The organism is Actinomadura sp. ATCC 39365 (genome assembly GCF_054392275.1).
The window spans coordinates 7,251,769-7,276,520 of record NZ_CP184335.1 but is presented as its reverse complement, the minus strand read 5'-3'; the positions used below and the strand labels follow the sequence as shown (position 1 = coordinate 7,276,520).

The following is a 24,752-nucleotide window of genomic DNA, read 5'->3' as shown; positions in this document are numbered from 1 at the left end:
GCGAGACCAAGATCGCCCGCCGTCACCGGAAGGACGCCAAGGACGCCAAGGACGCCACGGACACCACGCATGCCACGGACGCTCACCGGCCCAGCCCGGCGGCCCGCGTGCCCACGGGCGCGCCGCTCTCCAGGTGGGAGGCGCCCGCCTCGGCGGGGAAGCCCAGCCCGGGGCCGTGGTGCGGCGACTCGGCGCCGCTCACCCCGAAGATCCCGGCGCCCTGCTCGGCGTGCCCGGCCATGCGGCGGAACGTGGCGAACAGCTCGCGTCCCGTGCCGACCCACTCCGCGTCGCTCAGCGGCCGGCCCTCGGGCGTGCGCCGGGCCAGCTCCTCGGCGGGCACCAGCAGCTCCAGCGTCCCGGCGGCCGAGTCGAGCCTGATCACGTCGCCGTCGCGGACGATCGCGATCGGGCCGCCGTCGGCGGCCTCGGGCGACAGGTGGATGGCCGCGGGCACCTTGCCCGACGCGCCCGACATGCGGCCGTCGGTGACGATCGCCACCCGCTGCCCGCGGTCGAGCAGCACGGCCATCGGCGGCGTGAGCTTGTGCAGCTCGGGCATGCCGTTGGCGCTGGGGCCCTGGTAGCGGATGACGGCCACGAAGTCCTGCCCGTCCAGCTCGCCGGCCTCGAAGGCGCGCAGCATGTCGAGCTGGTCGTCGAACACCTTGGCCGGGGCCTCGATCACCAGGTGCTCGGGCTTGACCGCCGACACCTTGCTGACGGCCCGGCCGAGGTTGCCCTCGACCATGTGGATGCCGCCGTCGGCCGAGAACGGCTCGGCGACCGGGCGCAGCACGTCACGGTCCTTGCTGCCGCCCGTGACCGGCTCCCAGACCAGCTCGCCGTCCACCAGCGAGGGCGCCTCGCGGTAGCGGTCGAGGCCGGGGCCGGCGACGGTCAGCACGTCGCCGTGGAGCAGGCCCTCGTCCAGCAGGTCGCCGATGAGCACCTGCATGCCGCCGGCGTCGCGGAAGTGGTTCACGTCCGCCTGGCCGTTGGGGTAGATCTTGGTCAGCGAGGGCACGACGCGCGACAGGCAGGCCAGGTCGTCCCAGGTCAGCACGAGGCCCGCGGCGGCGGCCATGGCGACCAGGTGCAGCGTGTGGTTGGTGGAGCCGCCGGTGGCCAGCAGCGCCACGCAGGCGTTCACGATCGACTTCTCGTCCACCAGCTCGCCGATCGGCGTGTACTCCGTGCCGTGCGCGGTGATCTCCACCGCGCGGCGGCCGGCCGCCTCGGTGAGGGCGTGGCGCAGCTCGGTGTGCGGGTTGACGAACGTCGAGCCGGGCAGGTGCAGGCCCATGACCTCCATCAGCGCCTGGTTGGAGTTGGCGGTGCCGTAGAAGGTGCAGGTGCCGGGGGAGTGGTAGGACTTGGCCTCGGCGTCCAGCAGCTCCACCCGTCCGACCTTGCCCTCGGCGAAGAGCTGGCGGGTGCGCGCCTTGACCTTGTTCGGCAGGCCGGAGGTCATCGGCCCGGCCGGCACGAAGATCGCCGGCAGGTGCCCGAAGTGCAGCGCCCCGATGAACAGGCCCGGCACGATCTTGTCGCAGACGCCCAGCAGCAGCGACGAGTCGAACATGTCGTGCGACAGCGCGATGGCGGCCGCCATGGCGATCACGTCGCGGCTGTAGAGGGACAGCTCCATGCCGGCGCGGCCCTGCGTGATGCCGTCGCACATCGCGGGCACGCCGCCGGCGACCTGCGCCACGCCGCCCGCCCTGCGCACCGCCGCCTTCAGCTCGGGCGGGTAGGTCTCGTACGGCTGATGGGCCGAGAGCATGTCGTTGTAGCTGGTCACGATCGCCACGCCGGGCTTGGCCGTGCCTCGCAACGAGGGCTTGTCCTCATCGGAAGCGGCGGCGAAGCCGTGCGCCAGGTTCGCGCAGCCCAGGTGGGCGCGCGCCGGGCCCTTGGCCCGCGCCGCCTCGCCGTCGCGCCGGATCCGCGCCAGGTAGGCGGTACGGCTGGCCGCGCTGCGCTCGGCGATGCGATCGGTGATCTCCTGGATGACGGAATTCACAGGTCTTCCTCCTCGTGCCAGGCGCGACCGCTGCGGCCGAGCAGTTCGTGGGCCCCGGCGGGGCCGGTGGTTCCTGCGGGGTAGGGCTCGGGCAGGTCGGCGGAGGACTCCCAGGCCGCCAGGATCGGATCGATCCAGCGCCAGGCCGCCTCCACCTCGTCACGCCGCATGAACAGCGTCGGGTTGCCCGCCAGCACGTCGGTCAGCAGCCGCTCGTACGCCTCCGGCACCCGCGCGGTGAACGTCTTGCCGAAGCTGAGCGACAGCGGTACCGGCTTCAGCGTCACCTCGCCCGCGCCCGGCTCCTTGGCCATGATGTGCAGCTCGATGCCCTCCTCGGGCTGCAGCCGCAGCACCAGGCGGTTCGGCGTGCCGCCCGGGAAGATGGAGTGCGGCACGTCCTTGAACTGCACCACGATCTCCGACCGCCGGTACGGCATGCGCTTGCCGGTCCGCAGGTAGAACGGCACCCCCGCCCAGCGCCAGTTCTTGATCTCGGCCCGGATCGCGGTGAACGTCTCCACCCGCCGCGAGGCCTCGGTCGTCGGCGTGGAGGCCGGCTCGTCCAGGTAGGACGGCATGCCGCCGGCCTCGGTGTACTGGCCGCGCACGGTGAACCGGTCCACCTCGGTCCCCACGATCGGCCGCAGCGACTGCAGCACCTTGACCTTCTCGTCCCGGATGGACTCGCGGTCGTTGCGCGACGGCGGCTCCATCGCGGTCAGCGTGAGGAGCTGGAGCAGGTGGTTCTGCACCATGTCGCGCAGCGCGCCCGCGTGGTCGTAGTAGCCGCGCCGTCCCGGCGTGCCGACGGTCTCGGCGGCGGTGATCTGGACGTGGTCGATCCACAACGAGTTCCAGATCGGCTCCAGGAACGCGTTGGCGAAGCGCAGCACCAGCAGGTTCTGCACCGTCTCCTTGCCCAGGTAGTGGTCGATGCGGAAGATCTGGCGCTCGTCGAAGATGGCGCCGACCTCGTCGTTGATCCGCTGGGCGCTGGGCAGGTCGCGGCCGAGCGGCTTCTCCAGCACCACCCGCGACAGCGGGGTGACCAGGCCGGCCTCCTCCAGCTCGCGGCAGAAGGGGCCGAACGTCATCGGCGGGCTGGCCAGGTAGAACACCCGGTCGCGCTGCTCGTGACCGGCCAGCAGCCTGGTCAGCGCGCCCCAGCCCGACTTGTCCTCGCCGCCGACGTCCACCGAGACGTGGTGCAGGCGGCCCAGGAAGCGCTGCCGGACGGCGGGGTCGTCCACGGGGACCTGGTCGCGTACCTCGGCGTCCACCTTGCCGCGGAAGTCGGCGTCGGTCAGCCCGCCCCGGGACATGGCGATGACGCGGGTCTCGGGGGACAGCCGGCCGTCCCTGTCGCTGTGGTAGAGCGCCGGGATCAGCTTGCGCATGGACAGGTCGCCGGTGCCGCCGAAGACGACGAGATCGGCGGTATGGGCGGGGCTGGCGGTCGAGAGGGGGGACAAGGCGAAGCTCCGTTGATCTACCAAGCAAGGACAGAACGGACACTAACGAGAGTTTGGGTCGTGCACAAGCAGGGTTTTGGCATCTGAGATGAAAAAGTCTTCACTTTTCATTACCGAAGCCCATGTGATTCACTTGGCCGATGCCTCGACGTACCGCCGCGACCCTCGCCACGAGTGGCGAGGTGCTCCGCCTCATCCGCACGGGTGAGGCCGTCACGCGCGCCGACCTCGGCCGGGTGACCGGTCTGTCGCGCCCGGCGGTGCAGCTGCGCGTGGGCGAGCTGCTCGACCGCGGCCTGGTCGTCGAGCGCACCGACGCCCCCTCGACCGGCGGGCGGCCGCCGGTCCGGCTGGAGTTCAACGCCGGGGGCGGCGTCGTCCTGGTCGCCGCGCTGGGCGCGAGCCGCACCCGGGTCGCGGTCTGCGACCTGGCCGGCCGCGAGCTGGCCGGCCGTGACTTCTTCATCGACGTCGAGCAGGGCCCCGACGTCGTGCTCCCGCTGCTCATGGACACCTGGGACGAGCTGCTCGGCGACCGCCCCCGCTCCTGCGTCAGGGGCGTCGGCATGGGCGTGCCCGCCACCGTCGAGTTCGCCCAGGGCCGCACCGAGAGCGCCCGGGTGATGGCCTCGTGGACCGGCGTGGTCATCCCGCCGATCATCCGCGAGCGTTTCCCCGTGCCGGTGCTCGTCGACAACGACGTCAACGTGCTGGCCATCGGCGAGCACCGCGGCGCCTACCCCGACCTCGGCGACCTGATGTTCGTGAAGGTCTCCACCCGCATCGGCGCGGGCGTGATCGCCGGCGGCGAGATCCTGCGCGGCGCGCTCGGCGCGGCCGGCGAGATCGGCCACATCCCCGTGCTCGACGGCGGCGGCGTGTTGTGCCGCTGCGGCAACACCGACTGCGTCGACTCCGTCGCCAGCGGCACCGCGCTGCTGCGCGACCTGCGCGAGGCGGGCAAGGACGTCAGGACCATCGCCGACGTGACCGCGCTGGTGCGCGCCGGTGACGCCGAGACGATGGCCATCGTGCGCACGGCCGGCCGCCGCATCGGCGAGGTGCTGGCCGGGGCGGTCAACATCCTCAACCCCTCGGTCGTGGTGCTCGGCGGCGACATGGCCGAGGCGTTCGGCCCGCTGGTGTCGAGCATCCGCGAGGTCGTCTACCGCCGCTCCACCGCCCTGGCCACCCGGCGGCTGCGCATCGAGCCGAGCCGGCTCGGCGCGGGCGCGGGCATCAGCGGCTGCGCGGTGATGGTGCTCGACGCCGTGCTCTCGCCCGAGGCGGTCGACGAGACGATGACGGTCTCGACGCTGCGCCGCGAGCACGGCCTGGCCGGCGCCGGCTAGAGGTCCCAGCGGGGTTCGGGGCTCTCCCGCACCACGCCGTCCGCGCCGAAGATCAGGTGACGGTCCAGGTCGTCGGCGAACCAGCGGTCGTGCGTGACCGCCAGCACCGTTCCCGCGAAGCCGCCCAGCCCCTCCTGCAACGCCTGCGCGCTGGCCAGGTCGAGATTGTCGGTCGGCTCGTCGAGCAGCAGCAGCGTCGCCCCCGACAGCTCCAGCAGCAGGATCTGCAGCCGCGCCTGCTGGCCGCCCGACAACGTCTCGAACCGCTGCCCGCCGGCCGGCGCCAGCTCGTAGCGGGCCAGCGCGGCCATGGCGTCGTTCCTGGTCAGCGCGAACGTCTCGGTCACCAGCTCGGCGACGGGCCGCCCGTGCAGGTCGGGCCGCAGATGGGTCTGCGCGAAGTGGCCGGGGACGACGCGGGCGCCCAGCCGGGCCACGCCGGTGTGCGCGACGGGCTCGCCGGCCAGCAGGCGCAGGAAGTGGCTCTTCCCGGTGCCGTTCAGGCCCAGCACGCCGACCCGCTCGCCGTAGGCCACCTCGGCCGAGAAGGGCCGCACCAGCCCGGTCAGCTCCAGATCCTCGCACGTCACGGCCCGCTTCCCGGTACGCCCGCCGCGCAGCCGCATCCGTACGTTCTGCTCCTTCGGCGGCCGGCTCGGCGGCCCCGCCTTCTCGAAGCGCTCCAGCCGGGACACCGCCGACCGGTAGGCCCCCGCGAGCGCGTCGTTGTTGGCCGACCGCTGCCGCAGCACGTGCACCAGCCGGCGCAGCCGGGCCCGCTCGTCCTCCCAGCGCCGCCGCCGCTCCTCCAGACGCTCGCCGCGCCGCCTGCGCGCCTCGGCGTAACCGGCGAAGCCGCCGCCGTGCACCCACACCTCGCGCCCCTCGACGGTGACGACGCGGTCGGCCGCCTCGGCCAGCAGCCGCCGGTCGTGCGAGACCAGCAGCACGGTCTTGGCCGAGCTCCTGACCGCCCGCTCCAGCCACTGCTTGGCCGGCACGTCGAGGTAGTTGTCCGGCTCGTCGAGCAGCAGGATCTCGTCAGGACCGCGCAGCAGCGCCTCCAGCATCAGCCGCTTCTGCTCGCCGCCGGACAGCGTGGCCAGCCCTCGGCCGGCGACCTGTTCGTAGGGCAGCCCGAGCGCCTCGGTCGCGCACACGTCCCACACCACCTCCAGCTCGTAGCCGCCCGCGTCGGCGTAGTCGGCGACGGCCTGGGCGTAGGCGAGCTGCCGGGGCTCGTCGTCGCACCGCCCGATCGCCGACTCTGCGCGGGCCAGCTCGGCCGCGGCCGCCCGCACCCGCGCGGGCGCGACGCCCAGCAGCAGGTCGCGCACGCTGCCGGTGCCGAGGAACTGCCGCATCACCCCGACGCCGCCGCCGGTGGTGATGCGCCCGTCGTCGGGCCGCAGGTCGCCCGCGATCAGCCGGAGCAGCGTCGTCTTGCCCGCGCCGTTGGGGCCGACCAGCGCCGCCTTGGCGCCGTCGCCCACCTTGAACGACGCCTCCAGCAGCAGCGGACGCCCGTCCGGCAGCAGGTACGTCACGCCGCTCACCTCGATATGACCCATGTTCTATTACTAGACCATCGATCCGGTTCGCGTACAACGTATTATCCATCGGGTGGACAACGTATGGGTGCGCCCCCGCAAGGACGCCAAGCCGAGGCTGACGCTCGACCGGATCGTCGCCGAGGCCGTCGCGCTGCTCGACGAGGAGGGCGTGGCCGGGCTGACCATGCGCCGCCTGGCCGAGCGCCTCGACACGGGCTCGACCACCCTCTACTGGCACGTCCGGACCAAGGAGGACGTCCTTGACCTGGCGCTCGACGCCGTCTTCGGCGAGGTGCCGCTCCCCGGCGGGCACGCCGGCTGGCGGGCCGCCGCGCGCGACCTGATGGCCGGCTGGCGCGCCGCCCTGCTGCGCCACCCCTGGTCGGCCACCATCCTCGACCGCCCGCTCATGGGCCCCAACGCCCTGGAACGCACCGAGTTCCTCTACCGCACCCTGTCCGGGGCCGGCCTGGACGGCCCGCAGGCCGCCTACAGCCTGTCCAACTACGTCATGGGCTCGGTCATCATGCAGGTCACCTGGCAGCGCCGCGACCGGCTCGACACCGACGCGTTCCTGCGCGAGCGGGCCGCCAGCTACCCGGCGCTGGCCGAGCACGGCCTCGGCCACGACTGGGACGCCACCTTCGGCACCGGCCTCGGCTACCTGCTGCGCGGCATGACGCCCGACACCGGCGAGGGGTGAACCGGCCGGAGGCCGCCGTCACCAGCTGTCGCCGGACTGGATGTGACCGCGCCACGCCGACGAGGTGATCATGCCGTGCTCCCGCAGCTCCTGCAGCCGCCGGAGCCTGCCCCTGATCTCCCGGTGCCCGAACCCGGACTCGCGCAGCAGGCGGGCCTCCTCCTCCAGGTCCAGCGCCCGCAGGTCGGCGACGACCCCGGGGCTGAGCGGCTCGTCCCGGTAGGCCACGAGGAACGGCGAGCGCATGGCCCGGGTGTGCGACCGCGGATGGGACAGCGCGTTGTCGATCAGCCGCAGGCCGCCGGCCTCGTCGGTCAGGTAGTTCTCCGAGTGCCGGTCCAGGCTGCCGATGACGTAGTCGAAGACGGCCGCGCGCTCGCGCTGGATCTCCGGCACGCCGCGCATGCGGCCGCCGCGCGCGTTCTCCACCCACAGCTGCACCGAGCCGTGCCCGTACGGGCCGTCCCAGGTCGTCGTGGGCGGCACGAGGTCCCAGCCCAGGCGCTCGCTGAACCGGTACGACTCGGCCTCGCGGCGCGGCATGCCCGACCTGGGCACCGTCTCCCGGGGGCTGCGGGCGGGGGCCAGCTTGTAGATCGCGTGGCCGCCGTCGTCGAAGGTGATCAGGTAGACGCCGTCGTCACCGGCGTGCGGGTACGGGACGACGTCCTTCTCCCGTACCCGGCTCAGCCGGGCCAGCAGGTCGCGTTCGGCGGCGCCGACCGGCCGGCCGGCCGCCCGCTCCCTCGTCACGGTCCGCGCCTTGCGGGCGTGGAGCACGGGGTGCAGGAGCGTCCGCACCCCGGTGGCCAGGTCGCGGGCGAAGAAGCGCTCCAGCTCGCGGACGAAGGTCCGGCAGAAACGCGTGGCCGCGGCCCGCAGCGACAGGAGCGCGGACCTGGCCTGGAGGGCCGCCGCCCCACCGCTCACCGCGGCCGCCGCCACCGCCCAGATCAGGACGGCGACCACCCCGGCGGCGAGCGCGACGAGCACCGCCTTCAGCGCCTCCACCAGCCGCGCCGCGGCCTCGTGCCCGTCGGCCAGGACGTGCAGGGTCGTGGCCAGCCTGGACAGGTGGCCGGAGCGGTCGTCTTCCCGGTCCAGCTCGTCCCAGAACGCGGCCACCGCCTCCATGTGCAGGCCCGCGTTGCCGCCGGCGGCCCGGCCGAGCGACTCGCGCACCAGCGGCGTCACCTGGACGGCGAGCGCCGCCGCGCATTCACGGTAGGCCGCCGCGCCGGCGCGCAGCCCGTCCTCGTCCTGCGTGGGCCAGGGCACGCCGAGCGCCTGGAAGGCGATCTCCAGCTGGGGCGGCAGCATCACCGTCATGAAGCGTCGATCACCGTCGCCCGCTCGGCGGCGCGGCGTACGGCGGCCATGTCCCGCAGGCCCGCCCCGGCGCTGGCCATGCTCTCGTGCAGCCGCGCGCACGCCTCGCCGACCAGGAGGTTGACCTCGTCCACGGCCATGCCGACCACGCCGATGCCCCACGGAGAGCGTCCGCCGCCCGCCAGGCGGCCCAGAAGCGTGTCCACGTGCCGCCCGAACAGGTCCGCGGACTCGTCCATGGCGTGCGCCGCGTTGGCCAGCGACGTGTCGTCCGCCCAGAACTCCCGCGTCATCGCACTCCGTCCCCCCGATGGGGAGCCCACCCTACGGGCCGCCGGCGACGGATGATCAACAACCGGGTGAACGCCCGTCTACCGGCGCATGCCCGAGGATTTCCGCCGGGTCAGCGCCGGGGGCCGTGGGTCCTGGACGGCCGGTGGCCCGGCGGGGTGCCGTGCGGGTGGGACGGCGGGGTGCTCGCCGCCGGGTCCGTGCTCCGGGACGGCGTCGGCTCGGGGCCGGGCCGGGAGCCGTGCGAGGGCGCCGGCGTCGGGGTGGCGTCGGGGCGCGGGGTGGCCGAGTGCGGGCGGCGCGTCCCCCGCCCGCCCTCCGGATGGACGGCCGGCGGCGTCGAACCGATGGTGCCGGAACGGCCCGCGGTGGGCGCGGCGCCGGCCACCGTGGGCCCCGTGGCGGTCTTGGCGGGCGTGGTGGCGACAGGACCGGAGGCGACGGCGGCGCGTTCCGACCGCACCGCGGCGGGACGGGAGGAGTCGGCGGCGACGGGCCCCGGCTTCCCGGAGGTCCGGCTCGCGTCGTGCGGCCAGTGCACCGGGTCCAGGTCCGGCGAGTTGAACGCGTCTCCCATGAGCGCCCCCGCGGTGGCCAGCATGAGCGTGCCCAGCAGCACTCCGGCGGCCATCAGTGCCCGCCCGCGCCGCGCGCCCCCTCGGGCGAGGAGGAGGCGGCTCGCGTCGCTGATCGATGGGTTCCGCTCACGTACCCCGATGGTAGTGACGTGCGGGCATGCGTCGTCCCGCGGCGAACGTCCGGCGGGAAAATTCAGTGCCAATCGTGATCAACAGGCGCACAGCAGCCCGCGCAGCGCCGTCTCCAGGCACAGCCCGGACCGGGCGGGGACCGGCCACGGGAAGCGCACCAGCGACTCGTCCACGCGCACGGTGGCGCCGTACCGGTCGAGCTCCCACAACCACACCTCGCCGGGCTCCTCGCCGAGCTGCCTGGCCACGCCCGCGGTGAGCTGCGGCCGGTGTGAGTCGTTGACGTGCGCGATCACCCGTTCGGCCGTCTCGGTCAGCGGGTCGGGGGCCGCGCCGAGGTAGTCGTCGGCGTCCAGCAGGCCGGACTCCTGGCCGGTCAGGTAGACGACCTGGGCCACATCCAGACGCAGCAGGCGCGGGGCGTCGGGGCGGCCGTACCGCTCCAGGGCCTCGAACAGGCCCTCGTCGGCGCTGTGCGCGGCCACCGCCACCGCCGCGGAGCGGGCCTGCGACTCCGGCACGGCCTCCGCCCATCCGTGCACCTCGATCATCGCCCGCGGATGTGTCACCGCGCCGAGCTGCCGCATGGCCGTCAGGTTCACCGCGACCACGGCGTCCTCGCGCAGGCCGTGCAGGGGTTCGCCGGGCCGGACCAGCAGCACCGGGCGGCCGCTCTCGTCCACGCCGCCCCGGGCGGGGGAGCAGGCGCCGTCCACCGTGAGCTTGGCCAGCGTCGAGGTCGAGGCGAGAGTACGGATCCGCTCGGCGAGGGGCAACATTGAGATCACATCCACTGATAGGTTAGCCTTACCTAAGTAAGGATTACCTAACCACATTGAGGTGAACGTGCGCTACACCGGCCCGAAGGTGCGACTGTCGCGTCGCGCGGGCGTCCCGCTGACCAGGAAAGCCGTCCGCTACTTCGAGCAGCGCCCCTACCCGCCGGGCGAGCACGGCCGCAAGACCAACCGCCGCACCACCGGCGACTACGGGCTGCGGCTGATGGAGAAGCAGAAGCTGCGCTGGTACTACGACGTGTCCGAGCGGCAGCTGCGCCGCTACTGGGACCTGGCGGTGCGCAAGCCGGGCGCCTCGGGCGCCGAGCTGGTCACCATCCTGGAGACCCGTCTGGCCTCCCTGGTCCTGCGAGCCGGCCTGGCCCCGTCGATCTACGCCGCCCGCCAGTACGTCAACCACGGCCACATCGCCGTGGACGGCCGCAAGGTGGACATCCCCAGCTACCTGGTCAAACCCGGCCAGGTCATCACCGTGCGGGAGCGCTCACGCCGGATGCAGCCCTTCGTGGCCGCCGCCGAGGGCGTGTACGCCGACGAACGCACCGCGGCCTACCTGTCGGTCGACCACGCCGATCTGCGCGCCACCCTGCTGCAGCGGCCCGAGCGTGAGCAGATCGCGGTCCCCGTGGAGGAGCAGCTCGTGGTGGAGTTCTATTCTCGTTAGCCGTGACTGAAGCGGGAGAGCGCCACGCGAGCTGGCTGGAGCTGTTCTTCGACCTGGTCGTCGTCGTGGCGGTCGCCCAGCTCGCCCATCGGCTGCTGCATCCGACCTGGACGAACGTCGTCCTGTTCGTGGTGCTCTACTACGCGGTGTGGAGCGTCTGGACGTCCTTGACGCTCTACTCCAACGTCCGGGCCGGCCGGACCCGGGTGCGCAGCATGCTGGTCGGCATGTTCGGCATCGCGGTGATGGCCGCCGCCGCGCCCGACGTGGCCCACGAGATCGACAGGGCGGCCGGCACGCACGACGGGTGGTTCATCGCGGCGTACATCGTCTGCCGGATCAGCGCCTCCCGGTCGATCCAGCACGCCGGCACGATCATGACGGCCTGGCCGGCGGCCCAGCTCGGCGCCGGGCTGTTCCCCTGGGTCGCCTCCATCTGGGCCGACGGCTCGACGCGCTACGGCCTGTTCGTGATCATCGTGCTGGGCGAGGCGGTCATGCAGGTCGTCGTCTCGGCCTCGGGCCACTTGTGGGGGCCGGAGCTCGCCGTCGCCGCCGCGGCCGGGTTCGGGCTGATCGTCGCCCTGTGGTGGCTGACCTTCCAGTACGGCCTGACCACCGTGCCGGGGGCCGCCGAGCGCGGCCTGCCGCCGTACGTCGCGCTGCCCGCGCACTTCGCCATGACCGCCGGGCTGACGGCCACGGCGGGGCTCGGCGTCGTCGCCGCCGAGCCGGCGCAGTCCCTGCACCACGGCACCGGGTGGGTGCTGGGCGGCGGGCTGGCGCTGTACTGCGCCGCCTCGGCCGTGCTCGGCGTGGCCCTGCGCGCCGGGTGGCGGTGGCCCTGTGGCGGCTGGTCTACCGGCCCGGCCGGACCGGCTCCGAGCATTCTGACCAGGTGCGCTCAGCCGGCGACGTCCTGCCGGCGTAGCTCGGCGACCTCGCGGCGCAGGGCGCTCAGCTCCTCCAGGATGCGCAGGGTGTGCAGGTTGTTGTCCTGCTCCAGCGCGGCGCGCTCCTCGGCCGACTCCTCGTCCATGGCGCTGACCACGACCGCCATGAACAGGTTCAGCACGACGAACGTGCAGACCAGGATGAAGATGGTGAAGAAGATCCAGGCCGTGGGGTGGGCGCCCATCACCTCGCGGGCGATGTTGCCCCAGTCGTCCCCGGTCATCGTCTGGTAGAGGGTGAACAGCGAGGTCGGCAGGCTGCCGAAGCGCTCGGGGGAGTCGCCGCCGTACAGCTTGGTGGCCATGACGGCGGCGACGTACAGGACCAGGGAGAGCAGCAGCACGATCGAGCTCATCCCGGGCAGGGCGCGCAGCAGCGCCGAGACCACCCGGCGCAGGCTCGGCACCACCGACAGCAGCCGCAGGGCCCGCAGGATGCGCAGCGAGCGCAGCACCGACAGCCCGCCGGTCGCCGGGACCAGGGCGATGCCCACGATCAGGGTGTCGAACAGGTTCCACGGGTCGCGCACGAACGCCGAACGCTCGACGTAGACCTTGGCCAGCAGCTCGGCCACGAAGATGTAGAGGGCGACGTGGTCGATGGCGACCAGCAGGTGGCCGAACTCCCCGACGACGGCGGGAACGGTCTCCAGGCCGAGGGTGGCCGCGTTGACCAGGATGACGCCGACGATGAAGCGCTGGAAACGCCGGTCGGCGAGGAGGGCACGGACGCGTTCACGCACGGGGGCAAGCTCCTAAAGATCGGTCATGTGCCGTTCCATGATGCAGCAACATGATCAAGGAGGCGCCTGTGGTATAAATCGCACCTGACAGTCACCGGGGCAAGGGGGCGCAAGGGGCATGTCGTATCCGAACTACGGTCCGTCCTATTACGGGCCGCCGCCCCAGAGTCACCCCAACGGCACCACGATCCTCGTGCTCGGCATCCTCAGCCTGGTGGTCTGCGGCATCCTCGGCCCCTTCGCCTGGTCGATGGGCAACAAGGCGCTCAAGGAGATCGACGCCAGCGGCTACGCCTACGACAACCGCGGCGCGGTGCAGGCCGGCCGCATCTGCGGCATGATCGCCAGCATCCTGCTAATCCTCGGGGGCGTGTTCATGGTCCTCGGGCTCGGGGCCGGCGTCCTGTCGGCCGTCTTCTCCGGCTGAGGGCCGCACGCAGTAGTCTCCGATGCCCGACTCCAGCAGGTCGAAGGCCGCCGTGGCCTGGGCCCGCAGGTCGGGCGCGATCGTCTCCCAGCTCTCGCCGGCCAGCATCCGGGTCACCGCGTGCGTGGTGAGGATCCTGGTCGTGCCGAGGATGTGCGTCGCCACCATCTGCGGGGTCAGGTCGTCGGGGTCGGCGTCGAGCTCGTCGGCCAGGGCGCGGGCCAGCGCCCGCTCCCGCGCGACGTGCAGCTCGCGCAGCTTGGCCACCAGTGACGGGCTGCCGTTGACGATGCGGGCGAACACGTCGCCGCCCTCGTTGAGGCCGTAGCGCCAGTGGCGTGAGTCGAGGGCCTCCAGGAAGTCGCGCCGGAAGGCCCGTGCCACGCTCTCCCCGGGCCGCCGCCCGCGCACCACCTGCTGCGGCAGGTCGGTCACCAGCTCCTGCCGGTCGGCGAACAGGTCTTCCTTGGTCGGGAAGTAGTTGAACACCGTGTTGACGGACACGTCCGCGGTGCGGGCGATCTCGGCCACCGTCACGGGGTCGAACCCGCGCGTCATGAACAGGCCCATCGCCACGTCCGCGATGCGCTGCCTGGTCTCCCGCTTCTTGCGCTCCCGCAGCCCCTCTTCCATGCCGCCATGATACCGAACTTGCAGTGACTCCAAAATTGTGGCTACCCTAATTTTGGAGGCGATCACATGTTGAGAACCACAGGTCTGACCAAGACCTTCGACGGCGGCGTGGAGGCCGTCAAAGGCGTCGACATCTCGGTGGAGGCCGGCCAGATCGTCGGCTTCCTCGGGCCCAACGGCGCCGGCAAGACCACGACCATGCGCATGCTGACGACCCTGCTCCGCCCCACCTCGGGCACCGCCACCGTGGCGGGCCGCGACCTGCTGGGCGACCCGCGCGAGGTGCGCCGCCGCATCGGCTACGTCTCGCAGGGCGGCGGCGTCAACGTCATGGCCCCGCTCGCCGAGCAACTGGAGCTCCAGGGCATGCTGTACGGCCTGACCAGGGCCGAGTCCAGGTCCAGGTACCGCGAGGTGCTGGCCCGGCTCGGCCTGGCCGGCCTGGAGGAGCGCGTGGGCGGCGCGTTGTCGGGCGGCCAGCGGCGCCGCTTCGACATCGCCTTCGCCCTGCTGCACGACCCCCGTCTGCTCTTCCTGGACGAGCCGACCACCGGCCTGGACCCCCAGAGCCGCGCCAACCTGTGGGAGCACGTCCGCTCCCTGCGCGAGGAGCACGGCGTGACGATCTTCCTGACCACCCACTACCTGGACGAGGCCGACGCGCTCTGCGACCGGCTGCTGATCATCGACGACGGCCGGATCGCCGCCGCGGGCACCCCGGCCGAGCTCAAGGCGGGCCGCACGCTCGACGAGGCGTTCCTCGACATCACCGGCCGGTCGCTGCGCGAGGAGGCGGGGGTCTGATGCTGCGCGACACCTGGGTGCTGTTCCGCCACTCCCTGCGCGCCACCCTGCGACAGAAGCTCGGCATCGTCTTCGGCGCCGTCCAGCCGCTGCTGTTCCTGGTGCTGTTCGGGCCGATCTTCGCCACGTTCGGCACCTGGGAGGTGCTGGTGCCGGGGCTGATCGTCCAGCTCGGCCTGATGAGCATGGGGCTGGCCGGGTTCGGGGTGGTCTTCGACAGGCGCTTCGGCGTGCTGGAACGGCTGCGCGTCACCCCGGCCAGCCGCCTGGCCCTGCTGCTCGGGCGGGTGCTCGACAACGTCGTGACGATGGCCGTCCAGACGGCGATGGTGCTGGCCGTCGGGTTCGCCTTCGGGATGCGGGTGCCGGTCGCCGGACTAGCGGCCGGGTTCGTGCTGGTCGTGGTGCTGGGGGCGAGCCTGGCCGCCCTGTCGTACGCCGTCGCGCTGACCATCGGCGAGCAGCTCTTCGCGCCGGTGATGTCGACGGCGGTCATCCCGCTGGTGCTGCTGTCGGGCGCCTTCCTGCCGATGTCGATGGCGCCCGGCTGGCTGGACGCGCTGTCGCACCTCAGCCCCTTCAGGTACGTCCTGGAGGCGCTGCGCGACCTGTTCGCCGGCCACTACGCCACCGGCACGGTCGGGCTCGGCGTGGCCGTCACGGTCGTGCTGGCCGCGGTCGGTCTGACCGTGGGGGCCCGCGTGTTCAACCGGGAGACCGCGTGAGCGGGCCGCTCCGGGACGGCCCGCCCGCCCGTGCCCAGGGCCGCGCTCAGGCCGCGGCTCTGGTCCGCCGGTGCAGCGCGGCCAGGATGCCCGCCGGATCGACCGTCCCGTAGCCGTAGTCGTAGTCGAAGCCCACCTCGCTGCGGTCCTCGGCGGTGCGCCGCAGCAGCGCCCGCAGCTGCGCCGGCGACAGCTTGGCGGCCGGCCACCGGGTGCGCACCGCGGCCACCAGCCCGGCGGCCACCGGCGTCGCCGCCGAGGTGCCCGTGTCCGGCTCGCCGTCGCCGAACGCCCGCGACCCCGAGAAGTGCGTGTACGCGCACACATCGGGCTTGCGCGCGGTCAGCCGCCCCGGCCCCTGCGAGGAGTAGCCCACCCGCTCGCCGTTGACGTCGACCCCGCCGATCGACAGCGCCTTGGGATGGGAGTTGGCGCCTCCGATGGGCCGGTTGGGGAAGGCGCACCGGCCGTCGGGGCACTGCCTGCCGCAGTTGCCCGCCGCGAACAGCACGTCCGCGCCCGCCCGGTCGAGACTGGCCACGACCAGGTTGAACGGGTGGGCGGCGTTGTCGGAGTAGTTGCCGGGATGCCCCACGGGGAAGTCCCACTCGGGGGAGAACGACCCCCACGAGTTGCTCACCACCAGCGACCTGGACGCCACGGGCTGGGCCTCCAGCACCGTGCGCAGATGCGTGAAGGCGGCCACCGCGTCCGACAGCAGGCCGTCGAGCGCCGAGCCGCCCGGCCGGGCCGACCGCAGCAGCGGGACGTCGATCAGGGACGCCTGCGGCGCCGCGATGAGCGCGTCGAAGGCGCACATCGTGCCGTGGTCGACCTCGAACTGGCCGGCCCGGCCGGTGACGCCGGAGGGGCTCCAGCTCCGCTCGGCGTCCAGCGTGACGCCGCGGCCGAGCTGGCGGGCCACGTGCGCGGCGTTGATGCCGGTGTCCAGGACGGCCAGCGCCACCCCGGCGCCGTCGAGCCCTTCGGCGTGCAGCCCGGCCACGTTCAGCAGGCGCTCGACGTCGTGCCAGTCGCCCACCGGCGGATCGCCGCCGCAGGTCAGGCTGGACTCGATCACCGGGTCGGCGAACACCCCGACGACGTCGGGGCGCAGCGTGGGCAGCAGCGTCACCCGCGAGGTCAGCTCGTCGTCGGAGATCGTGCCGCGGACGAGCACGGAGGCGTCCTCGGCGGCCAGCGAGAAGTCGAGGGGCTGGTGGAGGGAGAGGGGATCGCCGCCGGCCGCGGGGACCGGCCTCGGCACGGCGACCGGTGTGAAGCCCGTGTCGAGTTCGACGCCGGGCAGGCCGTCGGCGACGTCGGCCGTGGTGGCGGTCTGGCCGGGGTCGGCGACCGCCGCGACCAGATCGGGGGAGGGACGGAGCTGGATCAGGACCCGCATGAGTCACCACCGAACGTAATGGGGGCAAAGGAACGACCCAACATTCCTGCATCCGTCAAGGCGCGTCCAGCCCCTTACGGCGGTTGTGACCTGCGAAAACATCGCATAACTGGCGAAGCGGACCATAATTGTTTCCGGGGCGTCAGGCTTCCTTGTTTTCGGTCTGTTCACTACGGTGATGCATCATGACGCTCCAGGCGCAGACGCCGGTTTCCGACGGGGAAAGACAACACTGGCTGCCGGTCCGGCCGAGGCTCATCCTCGCCAGTGCCTTCATGCTCTTCCTCGAACTGGCGCTCATCCGGTGGACCGGCTCGAACATCGTTCATCTGAGCTATTTCACCAATTTTGTCCTGCTCGGTTCTTTTCTTGGAATCGGGCTCGGATTCCTGCGCGTGGGGCGCTCGCGCCGCCAGCCCTATTACTCGCCGGTCGTCCTGCTCGTCCTGGTGGCCCTCGTGCTGGCCTTCCCGGTGACGGTCGACCGCAACACCGAGGGCGTCCTGTACTGGACGAGCCTGGGCACCGTCGGGCCGCCCGCCTGGCTGATCCTGCCGGTGATCTTCGTCGCCGCGGCGGCGGTGCTCATGGGGCCCGCCGAACTGGTCGGGCGCTGCTTCCCCGAGCTGCCGCGCCTGGAGGCCTACCGCTACGACCTGATCGGCAGCCTCAGCGGCATCGCCGCGTTCACGGCGCTGTCGTTCCTGTCGGCGCCGCCGGTGTTCTGGGGGGTCGTCGCGGCCCTGTGCTACGGCCTGCTCCTGGTGCCCCGGCCCCGCTCGCTCTACCTGGGCCTGGTGGTCCTGCCCTCGCTCCTGGTCGCCGGCCTGCTGCTGTCGGAGACGCTGACGGCCGGGGCGCTGTGGTCGCCGTACTACAAGGTCACCTACAAGGCGATGCAGATGCTCGGCGTGCCGGTCACCGACATCTCCGTCAACGGCATCCCGCACCAGCAGGCCGTGCCCGCCTACGCCCGCCTGCAGTGGGAACGCCAGTACGGGCTGCCCTACGAGCGCACCACCAGGCCGCCCAAGGACGTGCTGATCGTCGGCGCGGGCAGCGGCACCGACGTGGCCATCGCGCTGTCCAAGGGCGCCCAGCACGTCGACGCCGTCGAGATCGACCCCAAGCTGCGCGAGCTGGGCGGCAGCGTGCACCCCGACAAGCCCTACGACGACCCGCGCGTCACCACCCACATCACCGACGGCCGCGCCTTCCTGGAGCGCAGCGGCGACCGCTACGACCTGATCCTGTTCGCCCTGCCCGACTCGCTCACCCTCGTGTCCGGGGCCAGCTCGCTGCGCCTGGAGAGCTACCTGTTCACCGAGGAGGCCATGCAGGCCGCCCGTGCCCACCTGCGGCCGGGCGGCACGTTCTCGATGTACAACTACTACCGCGAGAGCTGGCTGGTCGACCGCCTGGCCTCGACCATGCAGACCGCCTTCGGCCACAGGCCGTGCGTCGACGTGGTCAGCGCCGCCGGCCAGCAGGCCGTCATCACCGCCGGCCTGACCGCCGCCGACCAGCGCTGCGCGAGCCAGTGGCCCGGCGCCGCCGCCGGCACCCCGGCCCCCGCCGACGACGACCGCCCCTTCCTCTACCTGAAGGACCGGACGATCCCGCCGATCTACATCATCACCCTCGGCCTGATCCTCATCGTCAGCCTGCTGGCCGTCCGCGTGGTGGCGGGCCCCTACGGGCGCATGAAGCCCTACTCCGACCTGTTCCTGCTCGGGGTGGCGTTCCTGCTGCTGGAGACCAAGAGCGTGACGGGCTTCGCGCTGCTGTTCGGCACCACCTGGGTGGTCAACGCGATCGTCTTCGCCGGGGTGCTGGTCGCCGTGCTCGCCGCCGTCGAGGTGACCCGCCGCTTCCGCACCCCGCCGCTGCCCGTCATGTACGCCGTGCTGCTGGCCGGCCTGCTGCTGGCCTGGCTGGTGCCGAACGCGTGGTTGTTGTCGCTGCCGGTGCCGTTGCGCGCCGTGGCGGCCGTGACGGTGGCGTTCCTGCCGATCTTCGCCGCGAACGTGGTCTTCGCCAAACGGTTCTCCGACACCGCCGACGCGACCACGTCCTTCGGCGCGAACCTGCTCGGCGCGATGGTCGGCGGCTGCCTGGAGTACCTGGCGCTGGTGATCGGCTACAAGGGCCTGCTCATCGTGGCCGCCCTGCTCTACCTGGGCGCCCTGGCGCTGATGCCGCGAAAGACCGCGCTCGTGTGACAAATGGAAATGGCCTGCGCGGTCTTCTGTAATGCCTTGACCGGTGGTCAGGGTGAATTGTCGGCGGCGCGGGTTGATTTGTCGCCGTGGGCGAGGTGAGCTGGAGACGTCATCGAATCCGGAAAAAGATCGAACGATATTCAGAAAGGCGGGCACGCGAATCGGGGGTCACATCCGGTAACCCACGAGAAAAGGTGACAGTCATGGCGACACCAGGGGCGGCCAGGATCGACGTCGAGCGCGTTCCGGCACAGGAGTGCGAGCCCGCGCCCGCCGGACGCGCGGAACAGGTCGCCGGAGCGCTCCCCACGGGGGTGTTCTTCACACAGGACCCCGGCGGCTCCGGGGAACACCGCGAGCCCGACGCGCGGTGGGAGCTCACCTCCGCCTGGCCCTACCAGGGCCGGCTCGCCACGGGGACGGCCGCCGTCCATCTCGCCCCGGGCCACGACGCGCTCGTCCGCCCCATGATCTTCGCCGACGGGTTCGGCCACGGGCCCAGCGACCTGGCCGGGCTGTGGGGGCGGCTCGACGCGCCGTACCCGCCGCACGGCGACCGGCTGCTCAGCCGGCTCCTCGCCCAGGGCATCGACGTCGTGCTGCTCGGCTTCGCCGCCCGCCACACCCACATCCAGGCCAACGCCGGGGTCGCGGCGACGTGCGTGGGCCGCGCGATCCGCGAGCGGCTCGGCACCACGCCGCTGATCGTCGGCGGCCTCGGTGCGGGCGGCCTGGTCACCCGCTACGCGCTGGCGGAGATGGAACGCCGCCGCGAGGACCACCAGACGATGACCTACCTGTCCTACGACTCGCCGCACAACGGCGCCTGGATCCCGCTGATCCTGCAACAGCTCGCCTACTTCGCCGAGGCCCTCGCGCCGGCCGCCCCCGGCACGCCCGGCCCGGCCGACCTGATCAGGAGCCCGGCCGCGCAGCAGCTCCTGTGGGGCTGGGTCCGAGACGGGCGCTACTCCGGGCCGGTCGCCACGGCCAGCCCGCTGCGCCTGGCGTTCATCGAGGACCTGCGCGCCGCCGGCTGGTTCCCGCTCAGGCCGCGCAAGCTCGGCGTTTCCAACGGCGCCGCCGACGGCACCGGCCGGAACGTGCCGCCCGACGCCCTGGCCTTCGAGTGGACCGCGCTGGACGGGCTGGCCGGCGCCACCGTGCGCACCCAGCCGGACCGGGGCGCCCGTCAGCGGGTGGGCGGCATGCGAGCCGTCCCGCTGTGGGCCAGCACCAGCTACACCAGCGACGTCGCGCCCTTCGACGGGGCGCCCGGCGGCACGCTGGCCTCCTACGGCATGGTCGCCGACGCGTTCGGCGCGCCGATCGCCGGCCGGTTCCGGTCGGCCTGCTTCGTCCCCACCGTGAGCGCCGTCGCGCTCCAGTACGACCCCGTGGACTGGACCGTGGACCTCTACACCGACATCACCGCCCTGTCGCCGGAGCAGAGCGAGCTGGACGACTACCAGTGCGACTCCGACAACTCCGAACACGGCACGGTCACCGGCACGCTCGCCGACTGGATCCTCGGGCACCTGTCGAAGTGACCTGAAACGAGCGGGCCCGGCCTCTCGCCGTCAGAGCCCCCGCCGGAGCCGGGCTCCGGCGGGGGTGACGATCACAGGCCGCACAGCTCCGTCAGGGACTTCGCGCCGCCCCGCTGGCTGTTGCGGGTCGGGGTCTCGGTCGGCGTGCCCGCCTGCGTGCCCGTCTGGGCCTGCGTACGGGTCCGCGACGGGGTGGCCGTCGGGGAGCCGGGGGAGGCGGTCACGTTGGCGGTCTGGGCCTGGCGGGCGGAGCGGTCGGAGTCGGCGATCGCCTTCTTCGCGGCCGCCCGGATCTTGATCCAGTCGGGCCTGCCCGAGTAGAAGTCCGGCGGGACGAACTGCAGGCTGGTGATCTTGGCGTCCTTGACCTTGAGCGCCAGGTCCGCCAGCGGCGCGACGAGCGGACGCGGGATGTTCGTCTGGGCCAGCCGCTTGGCCGCCCCGGCGATCTTGGTGAAGTTCGTCAGGATCACGCCGGGCGTGGCCTGCTGGGCGAAGGCGCCGATGACGCAGCGCTGGCGTCCCATCCGGGAGAAGTCGTCGCTGTTGACGCGGGAGCGGCCGTACCACAGGGCCTGCTCGCCCGACAGCTTGCGGTAGCCCGCCTTGATCGTGCCCGCGGTGCCGAAGTGGCCGCCCCACTTGACGTCCTCCTCGACCCGGATCTTCAGGCCGCCGATGGCGTCCACCAGGGCGGCGAAGCCGTACATGTTGATCAGGGCGTAGTAGTCGATCCTGAGGTTCAGGGTGTAGCCGATGGCGTCCATGAGGGCCCGCGGGCCGCGGTTCTTGCCGCCCATGAGCTGCGGGTTGTCGTTGGCGTACTGCCAGACCTCGTTGAGCAGGCCGCCGTTGGGCAGATCGGCCATGTAGCCGTTGGGGAAGTGCTTGTGCAGCGGCGAGGACGGCGGGAAACGCACGTGCTGCAGGTTGCGCGGCAGGCTGAACAGCACGGTGTTGCCGGTCCTGGTGTCCACGCTGGCCACCGTCATGCTGTCGGTGCGCACGCCCACCCGGTTGCCCGCGGCGTCACCGCCGACCAGCAGGAAGTTCACCCGGGTCTTGCCGTCCCAGGGGTCCTCGGGGTTCTTGATCTGGACGGGGTTCTCCGGGTCCGGGTGCGACGGGAAGATCGCGTTGACGGCGTTCCGCCCGGCCAGCACGTAGTTGGCCGTCAGCGCGAACGGCGACATGACGGCCACGCACAGCACGCCCACGACGATCCCGGTCACCACCTGGCCCTGCTGGTTCAGCCTGTTGGGGCCCAGCGCCACGTACGAGACGGCGATCACGGCGAACCAGGCCAGCGCGCACGCGGCCGCGATGACGATCACCGTGACCATGGCGCCGTCCTCGGCCAGGCCCGTCAGGTTGCTCAGATCCCGGGTCAGGCCGAAGGCCAGGGCCGCGAGCAGCACCACCGCGTACGCGCCGACCATGATCAGCCCGGTACGACGGCGCCCGGCCCGCAGATGCGCGGCGCCGGGCACCAGGGCGGACAGAGCCGTCCAGCCGATGACGGAGGCAGTCGTCAGGGGTTTGGCGAAGCGCGGCGCGGGGGAGGAGCCCTTGCGCGGGCGTGGAGTCCGCCGTTTGGCGCTTCCGGGCACGGTGTCTCCCCCATCGCGCTTGCTCACACCGGCTCCTTCGCACGCCTACCAGGCAAAAAATGATGTTCGCCCCATGTCGGGCACAAGATTGCCAGGATTCTAGCCCCCATACCTGGACATCAGAGACAACTCTTCAACATGAGATGAACGCCACGTGTCGCTCAGGAGGTCGTCGAGGACGGCGCCAGCCACGTGTTGCACTGGTACGTCTTGTCCCGCTCCCACCCCTGCCGGAACCAGCGGTTGTTGTTGGCGGGCGTGCCGTGGTCGCGCGGATAGCCGGGGTAGTCGCCCACCTGCGCGTAGAACCAGAACAGCCGCGAGCGCAGCGAGGACGGCACCGGGTAGGACGAGGCGACCGAGCGCATCCACATGCCGCCGAGACAGGTGGCCTGCAGCTCCAGCTTCCTGCTCAGCGCCAGCTTGCCGCTCTGGCTGGAGGAGTTGATGGTGCCCTGCCACCAGGAGTCCATCACGCCGGTGATGTTCTGGACGTGGTGGCCGTACTCGTGGGCCATCATGCTGATGATGCCGCCGTGCCAGGAGATGATCTGGCCGTAGCCGCGGGCGTTGCCGTTGCCCCTGGACATCGCCGAGGTGGAGGCGTAGATCGTGTTGTTGCGCGGGCAGTAGTACGGCACCATGCTCCCGGCCGACGGATAGTCGCCGCACGCGCCCCGTCCGCGCCCGGACGCCACGGCGTAGTTCGGCGGGCTGAACGCGATGCCCTGCCGCTGCAGGATCGGCCCCCACGCCTTGTCCATGCACCGGCCGGTCTTCAGGATCAGCGCCTTGAGCTGGCTGTGGCTGAAGATGTTCGTGTTCCCGGCCCGGCAGTTCACCCGGGGCAGGCTGCCTGCCCGGTAGAGGGTGTTGTTCTTCAGGCTGGTGTTGAGCGTGACCTGCTTGGGCGGCGTGACCGTCTCCTGGGTCGGCCGCTCGGTGGGCCGCTGCGACGGCTGTTGCGTCGGCTCCTGGGTCGGCTCCTGGGTCGGTTCCTGGGTCGGCTGCTGCGTCTGTTCCTGGGTCGGCTCCTGCGACGAGGTGTCGTGCGTCGGCTCGTGGCTGGGGAAGGGCTCGTCGGTCCGCGACGGCTCGTACGACGGGAGCGCGACCGGCGTGGTCGTCTCCGTGTGCGAGGACGACTTCAGCATCGCCGCCCCGATGACGATCAGCACGAACAGCGCGGCCAGCGACCCGAACACGGCCCCGAGGACGCCGGCGACCCCCATGCCGGACTTCTTCCTCGGCTGCTGCGGCCACTGCCTCGTCGGCATGGCCGGCATGGGCGGCGGCGGCGGTGGCGGCGGCTGGTACTGCTGCCCGTACTGCGGCGGCGGATACTGCGGGCCGCGCGGCGGATGGCCCTGCGGCGGGTAGCCCTGCGGGGGCTGTGGCGGGCCCTGTGGGGGGCCCTGGGGGTGGCCCTGCGGCGGGTAGCCCTGCGGGGCCGGCGGCTGCGGCGGATAGCCCCGCGGCGGGGGCGGCTGCGGCGGATAGGGCTGAGAACCGGGCGGCGGGCCCTGCGGAGGGCCCTGCGGCGGGTTCGGGGGCGGGGGCGCCTGCGGGTAGGGGTGACCGCCCTGCGGCTGCGGCTGCGGCTGCCCGTAGCCCGGCGGCGGCCAGGGTCGCGAAGGGGGCCGCAGGGGCTGCCCGGGCCCTTGTGGCGGAGGTGGATATTGCCCGTTTGCTGTCACCGTGTCTCCCCGTTAAGCCGCTTGTCTGCAATGCACGGCTTTGCGGCAGACCCCAAAGGATCTTTGCCAAATTTGGGGCAAAAGCATACTGATTTATCACCCGTCACGGATGTAGCGGTACTCGGTCACGCTCCGAAATCAATCGAGGTGATCTCCGCTATCTACCGGTCCCGGAGCAGGGCGGTGTCCTAGCTTCGTTGGCATGAATCTCCAGCAGCTCCGCTATGTGGTCGCGACTGCGGAGCACCGCACCATGACCGACGCGGCCAGGTCGCTCTACATCGCGCAGCCTGCGCTGTCCCGCGCGATCCGCGATCTTGAGCGAGAGCTCGGCATGACGCTCTTCGCCCGCTCCGGCCGCGGCGTGGTGGTCACCGCCCAGGGCCGCCGCGTGGTCAAGCTGGCGAGGGAGGCGCTCGACGCCGTGCACGAGATCGAGGGCCTGGCCAACCACGCCGGCGTGACGGAGGCCGAACTGCGCATCGCCTCCACCCCGAGTCTCGAACCCGGACTCGCGGGGCGGCTGCTCCCTGCCTACGCGGCCGAGCACCCAGGGGTACGCGTGCACATCGTGCGCTGCGACGGCCGCGACGGCGTCGTCAGCGCCATCCGGGATCAGCGGGCCGACCTCGGGCTCACCGATCTGCCCGTGCCCACCGACCTCATCACCCACCCGCTCGAACGCCAGGAGATCGTGCTGATCTCCCCGCCCGGGCTCGACCTGCCCAACCCGGTCCCCATGGGCAAGCTCCACGGGATGCGCCTGGCGCTGCCCGCCCGCGGCAGCTCGCGGCGCAGGGAGCTCGACGCCATGTTCGGCAAGTACGCCGTCACCCCCGTGGTCGTCCTGGAGACCGACGAGCGCAACGGCTGGCTGAACGCGGTCCGCGCCGGCCAGGCCTCGCTGCTGTGGTACCGCGGCATGGCCGACCAGGCCGCCAGGGCGGGCCTGGTGGTGCGCTCACTCGAACCGGCCGTGCGGCGCGTCATCGCCGTGGTGCACGCACGCCGCCGCCTGCCCCTCATCGCCCAGGACTTTCTGTCCACCGCGGAGAAGGGCACAGCCGCCTGACCAGGAACGTT

22 protein-coding genes and 1 pseudogene are annotated in these 24,752 nt (G+C 72.2%); 11 read left to right on the top strand and 12 right to left on the bottom strand.

The genetic code is table 11. From position 1 onward, the window contains the following. Positions 1-82 precede the first annotated feature (82 nt). Positions 83-2,026, bottom strand: coding sequence for a phosphogluconate dehydratase (gene edd / locus ACNF49_RS35530; protein ID WP_357969282.1), 1,944 nt, complete (start codon positions 2,024-2,026; stop codon positions 83-85). Continuing rightward, on the bottom strand, positions 2,023-3,426 hold the full coding sequence (gene zwf, locus ACNF49_RS35525; RefSeq protein WP_482945631.1) for a glucose-6-phosphate dehydrogenase: 1,404 nt from the start codon (positions 3,424-3,426) through the stop codon (positions 2,023-2,025). The genes edd and zwf overlap by 4 nt, the downstream gene beginning before the upstream one ends. A gap of 215 nt (positions 3,427-3,641) precedes the next feature. On the opposite strand from zwf, the gene ACNF49_RS35520 reads away from it, so the two are divergent. Further along, positions 3,642-4,853: an ROK family protein gene (locus tag ACNF49_RS35520; protein WP_482940304.1), complete on the top strand. Its 1,212-nt coding sequence runs from the start codon at positions 3,642-3,644 to the stop codon at positions 4,851-4,853. Here ACNF49_RS35520 and ACNF49_RS35515 read toward each other — a convergent pair. Further along, on the bottom strand, positions 4,850-6,424 hold the full coding sequence (locus tag ACNF49_RS35515; protein ID WP_482940303.1) for an ATP-binding cassette domain-containing protein: 1,575 nt from the start codon (positions 6,422-6,424) through the stop codon (positions 4,850-4,852). The genes ACNF49_RS35520 and ACNF49_RS35515 overlap by 4 nt on opposite strands. Before the next feature lie 52 nt (positions 6,425-6,476). On the opposite strand from ACNF49_RS35515, the gene ACNF49_RS35510 reads away from it, so the two are divergent. Continuing rightward, positions 6,477-7,109, top strand: a complete 633-nt coding sequence (locus ACNF49_RS35510; protein WP_482940302.1) for a TetR/AcrR family transcriptional regulator C-terminal domain-containing protein — start codon at positions 6,477-6,479, stop codon at positions 7,107-7,109. An 18-nt stretch (positions 7,110-7,127) separates the two neighbouring features. On the opposite strand, the gene ACNF49_RS35505 is transcribed toward ACNF49_RS35510, so the two are convergent. From ACNF49_RS35505 to ACNF49_RS35490, 4 genes are all read right to left on the bottom strand, one after another. Further along, entirely contained in the window at positions 7,128-8,438 is a 1,311-nt protein-coding gene (locus tag ACNF49_RS35505) for a protein kinase family protein (RefSeq protein WP_482940301.1), read from the bottom strand. Continuing rightward, complete coding sequence (locus ACNF49_RS35500; RefSeq protein ID WP_357969298.1) at positions 8,435-8,731, bottom strand: hypothetical protein; 297 nt, start codon at positions 8,729-8,731, stop codon at positions 8,435-8,437. The genes ACNF49_RS35505 and ACNF49_RS35500 overlap by 4 nt, the downstream gene beginning before the upstream one ends. Before the next feature lie 110 nt (positions 8,732-8,841). Further along, positions 8,842-9,360, bottom strand: coding sequence for a hypothetical protein (locus ACNF49_RS35495; RefSeq protein WP_482940300.1), 519 nt, complete (start codon positions 9,358-9,360; stop codon positions 8,842-8,844). Between the two features lie 156 nt (positions 9,361-9,516). Then, positions 9,517-10,218, bottom strand: coding sequence for a DUF2470 domain-containing protein (locus ACNF49_RS35490; protein ID WP_357969304.1), 702 nt, complete (start codon positions 10,216-10,218; stop codon positions 9,517-9,519). 67 nt (positions 10,219-10,285) lie between these two features. Between ACNF49_RS35490 and rpsD the strand changes: the two genes are divergently transcribed. Together rpsD and ACNF49_RS35480 are read left to right on the top strand one after the other, a co-directional pair. Next, the gene (gene rpsD, locus ACNF49_RS35485) at positions 10,286-10,900 is read left to right on the top strand and encodes a 30S ribosomal protein S4 (protein ID WP_482945630.1); all 615 of its coding nucleotides are present in this window, start codon (positions 10,286-10,288) and stop codon (positions 10,898-10,900) included. A 2-nt stretch (positions 10,901-10,902) separates the two neighbouring features. Further along, a pseudogene (locus tag ACNF49_RS35480) lies at positions 10,903-11,679 on the top strand (low temperature requirement protein A); the annotation flags it as partial. A gap of 125 nt (positions 11,680-11,804) precedes the next feature. Here ACNF49_RS35480 and ACNF49_RS35475 read toward each other — a convergent pair. Beyond that, a complete protein-coding gene (locus ACNF49_RS35475; protein ID WP_482940299.1) occupies positions 11,805-12,596 on the bottom strand; it encodes an ion transporter in 792 nt (263 codons plus the stop codon). A 118-nt stretch (positions 12,597-12,714) separates the two neighbouring features. Here ACNF49_RS35475 and ACNF49_RS35470 point away from each other — a divergent pair, with 118 nt between their 5' ends. After that, positions 12,715-13,023: a DUF4190 domain-containing protein gene (locus tag ACNF49_RS35470; protein WP_357969310.1), complete on the top strand. Its 309-nt coding sequence runs from the start codon at positions 12,715-12,717 to the stop codon at positions 13,021-13,023. Here the strand turns inward: ACNF49_RS35470 and ACNF49_RS35465 are convergent. Further along, entirely contained in the window at positions 12,952-13,656 is a 705-nt protein-coding gene (locus ACNF49_RS35465; RefSeq protein ID WP_482940298.1) for a TetR/AcrR family transcriptional regulator, read from the bottom strand. The genes ACNF49_RS35470 and ACNF49_RS35465 overlap by 72 nt on opposite strands. Positions 13,657-13,722: 66 nt before the next feature. On the opposite strand from ACNF49_RS35465, the gene ACNF49_RS35460 reads away from it, so the two are divergent. Both ACNF49_RS35460 and ACNF49_RS35455 read left to right on the top strand, forming a co-directional pair. Then, entirely contained in the window at positions 13,723-14,460 is a 738-nt protein-coding gene (locus tag ACNF49_RS35460; RefSeq protein ID WP_357969316.1) for an ABC transporter ATP-binding protein, read from the top strand. Next, a complete protein-coding gene (locus ACNF49_RS35455; RefSeq protein WP_482940297.1) occupies positions 14,460-15,185 on the top strand; it encodes an ABC transporter permease in 726 nt (241 codons plus the stop codon). The genes ACNF49_RS35460 and ACNF49_RS35455 overlap by 1 nt, the downstream gene beginning before the upstream one ends. 46 nt (positions 15,186-15,231) lie before the next feature. On the opposite strand, the gene ACNF49_RS35450 is transcribed toward ACNF49_RS35455, so the two are convergent. Next, positions 15,232-16,590: a S8 family serine peptidase gene (locus tag ACNF49_RS35450; protein WP_357969322.1), complete on the bottom strand. Its 1,359-nt coding sequence runs from the start codon at positions 16,588-16,590 to the stop codon at positions 15,232-15,234. A gap of 185 nt (positions 16,591-16,775) precedes the next feature. On the opposite strand from ACNF49_RS35450, the gene ACNF49_RS35445 reads away from it, so the two are divergent. Both ACNF49_RS35445 and ACNF49_RS35440 read left to right on the top strand, forming a co-directional pair. Next, positions 16,776-18,812 carry a spermine/spermidine synthase domain-containing protein gene (locus tag ACNF49_RS35445; RefSeq protein WP_482940296.1) on the top strand — a complete coding sequence of 679 codons (2,037 nt, stop codon included), beginning with the start codon at positions 16,776-16,778 and terminating at the stop codon, positions 18,810-18,812. 203 nt (positions 18,813-19,015) lie between these two features. Further along, positions 19,016-20,362: a hypothetical protein gene (locus tag ACNF49_RS35440; RefSeq protein WP_482940295.1), complete on the top strand. Its 1,347-nt coding sequence runs from the start codon at positions 19,016-19,018 to the stop codon at positions 20,360-20,362. Between the two features lie 71 nt (positions 20,363-20,433). Here ACNF49_RS35440 and ACNF49_RS35435 read toward each other — a convergent pair whose 3' ends face one another. Both ACNF49_RS35435 and ACNF49_RS35430 read right to left on the bottom strand, forming a co-directional pair. Then, on the bottom strand, positions 20,434-21,999 hold the full coding sequence (locus ACNF49_RS35435; protein WP_482940294.1) for an LCP family protein: 1,566 nt from the start codon (positions 21,997-21,999) through the stop codon (positions 20,434-20,436). A 134-nt stretch (positions 22,000-22,133) separates the two neighbouring features. After that, positions 22,134-23,204, bottom strand: coding sequence for a neutral zinc metallopeptidase (locus ACNF49_RS35430; protein ID WP_482940293.1), 1,071 nt, complete (start codon positions 23,202-23,204; stop codon positions 22,134-22,136). On the opposite strand from ACNF49_RS35430, the gene ACNF49_RS35425 reads away from it, so the two are divergent. After that, entirely contained in the window at positions 23,203-23,352 is a 150-nt protein-coding gene (locus tag ACNF49_RS35425) for a hypothetical protein (RefSeq protein ID WP_482940292.1), read from the top strand. The genes ACNF49_RS35430 and ACNF49_RS35425 overlap by 2 nt on opposite strands. Before the next feature lie 519 nt (positions 23,353-23,871). Next, entirely contained in the window at positions 23,872-24,741 is an 870-nt protein-coding gene (locus ACNF49_RS35420; protein ID WP_352328087.1) for a LysR family transcriptional regulator, read from the top strand. The last annotated feature ends 11 nt before the right edge of the window (positions 24,742-24,752 follow it).

Bases quoted from the DNA above. Each gene is read 5' to 3' on its own strand.
- ACNF49_RS35500 (WP_357969298.1), bottom strand. From the start codon at position 8,731: ATGACGCGGGAGTTCTGGGCGGACGACACGTCGCTGGCCAACGCGGCG.
- ACNF49_RS35430 (WP_482940293.1), bottom strand. From the start codon at position 23,204: ATGGGGGTCGCCGGCGTCCTCGGGGCCGTGTTCGGGTCGCTGGCCGCG.
- ACNF49_RS35425 (WP_482940292.1), top strand. From the start codon at position 23,203: ATGCCGGACTTCTTCCTCGGCTGCTGCGGCCACTGCCTCGTCGGCATG.
- zwf (WP_482945631.1), bottom strand. From the start codon at position 3,426: ATGCGCAAGCTGATCCCGGCGCTCTACCACAGCGACAGGGACGGCCGG.
- ACNF49_RS35440 (WP_482940295.1), top strand. From the start codon at position 19,016: ATGGCGACACCAGGGGCGGCCAGGATCGACGTCGAGCGCGTTCCGGCA.
- ACNF49_RS35450 (WP_357969322.1), bottom strand. From the start codon at position 16,590: ATGCGGGTCCTGATCCAGCTCCGTCCCTCCCCCGATCTGGTCGCGGCG.
- ACNF49_RS35520 (WP_482940304.1), top strand. From the start codon at position 3,642: ATGCCTCGACGTACCGCCGCGACCCTCGCCACGAGTGGCGAGGTGCTC.
- ACNF49_RS35460 (WP_357969316.1), top strand. From the start codon at position 13,723: ATGTTGAGAACCACAGGTCTGACCAAGACCTTCGACGGCGGCGTGGAG.
- ACNF49_RS35505 (WP_482940301.1), bottom strand. From the start codon at position 8,438: ATGACGGTGATGCTGCCGCCCCAGCTGGAGATCGCCTTCCAGGCGCTC.
- ACNF49_RS35490 (WP_357969304.1), bottom strand. From the start codon at position 10,218: ATGTTGCCCCTCGCCGAGCGGATCCGTACTCTCGCCTCGACCTCGACG.
- ACNF49_RS35465 (WP_482940298.1), bottom strand. From the start codon at position 13,656: ATGGAAGAGGGGCTGCGGGAGCGCAAGAAGCGGGAGACCAGGCAGCGC.
- ACNF49_RS35495 (WP_482940300.1), bottom strand. From the start codon at position 9,360: ATGGCCGCCGGAGTGCTGCTGGGCACGCTCATGCTGGCCACCGCGGGG.
- ACNF49_RS35445 (WP_482940296.1), top strand. From the start codon at position 16,776: ATGACGCTCCAGGCGCAGACGCCGGTTTCCGACGGGGAAAGACAACAC.
- ACNF49_RS35455 (WP_482940297.1), top strand. From the start codon at position 14,460: ATGCTGCGCGACACCTGGGTGCTGTTCCGCCACTCCCTGCGCGCCACC.
- ACNF49_RS35470 (WP_357969310.1), top strand. From the start codon at position 12,715: ATGTCGTATCCGAACTACGGTCCGTCCTATTACGGGCCGCCGCCCCAG.
- ACNF49_RS35515 (WP_482940303.1), bottom strand. From the start codon at position 6,424: ATGGGTCATATCGAGGTGAGCGGCGTGACGTACCTGCTGCCGGACGGG.
- ACNF49_RS35420 (WP_352328087.1), top strand. From the start codon at position 23,872: ATGAATCTCCAGCAGCTCCGCTATGTGGTCGCGACTGCGGAGCACCGC.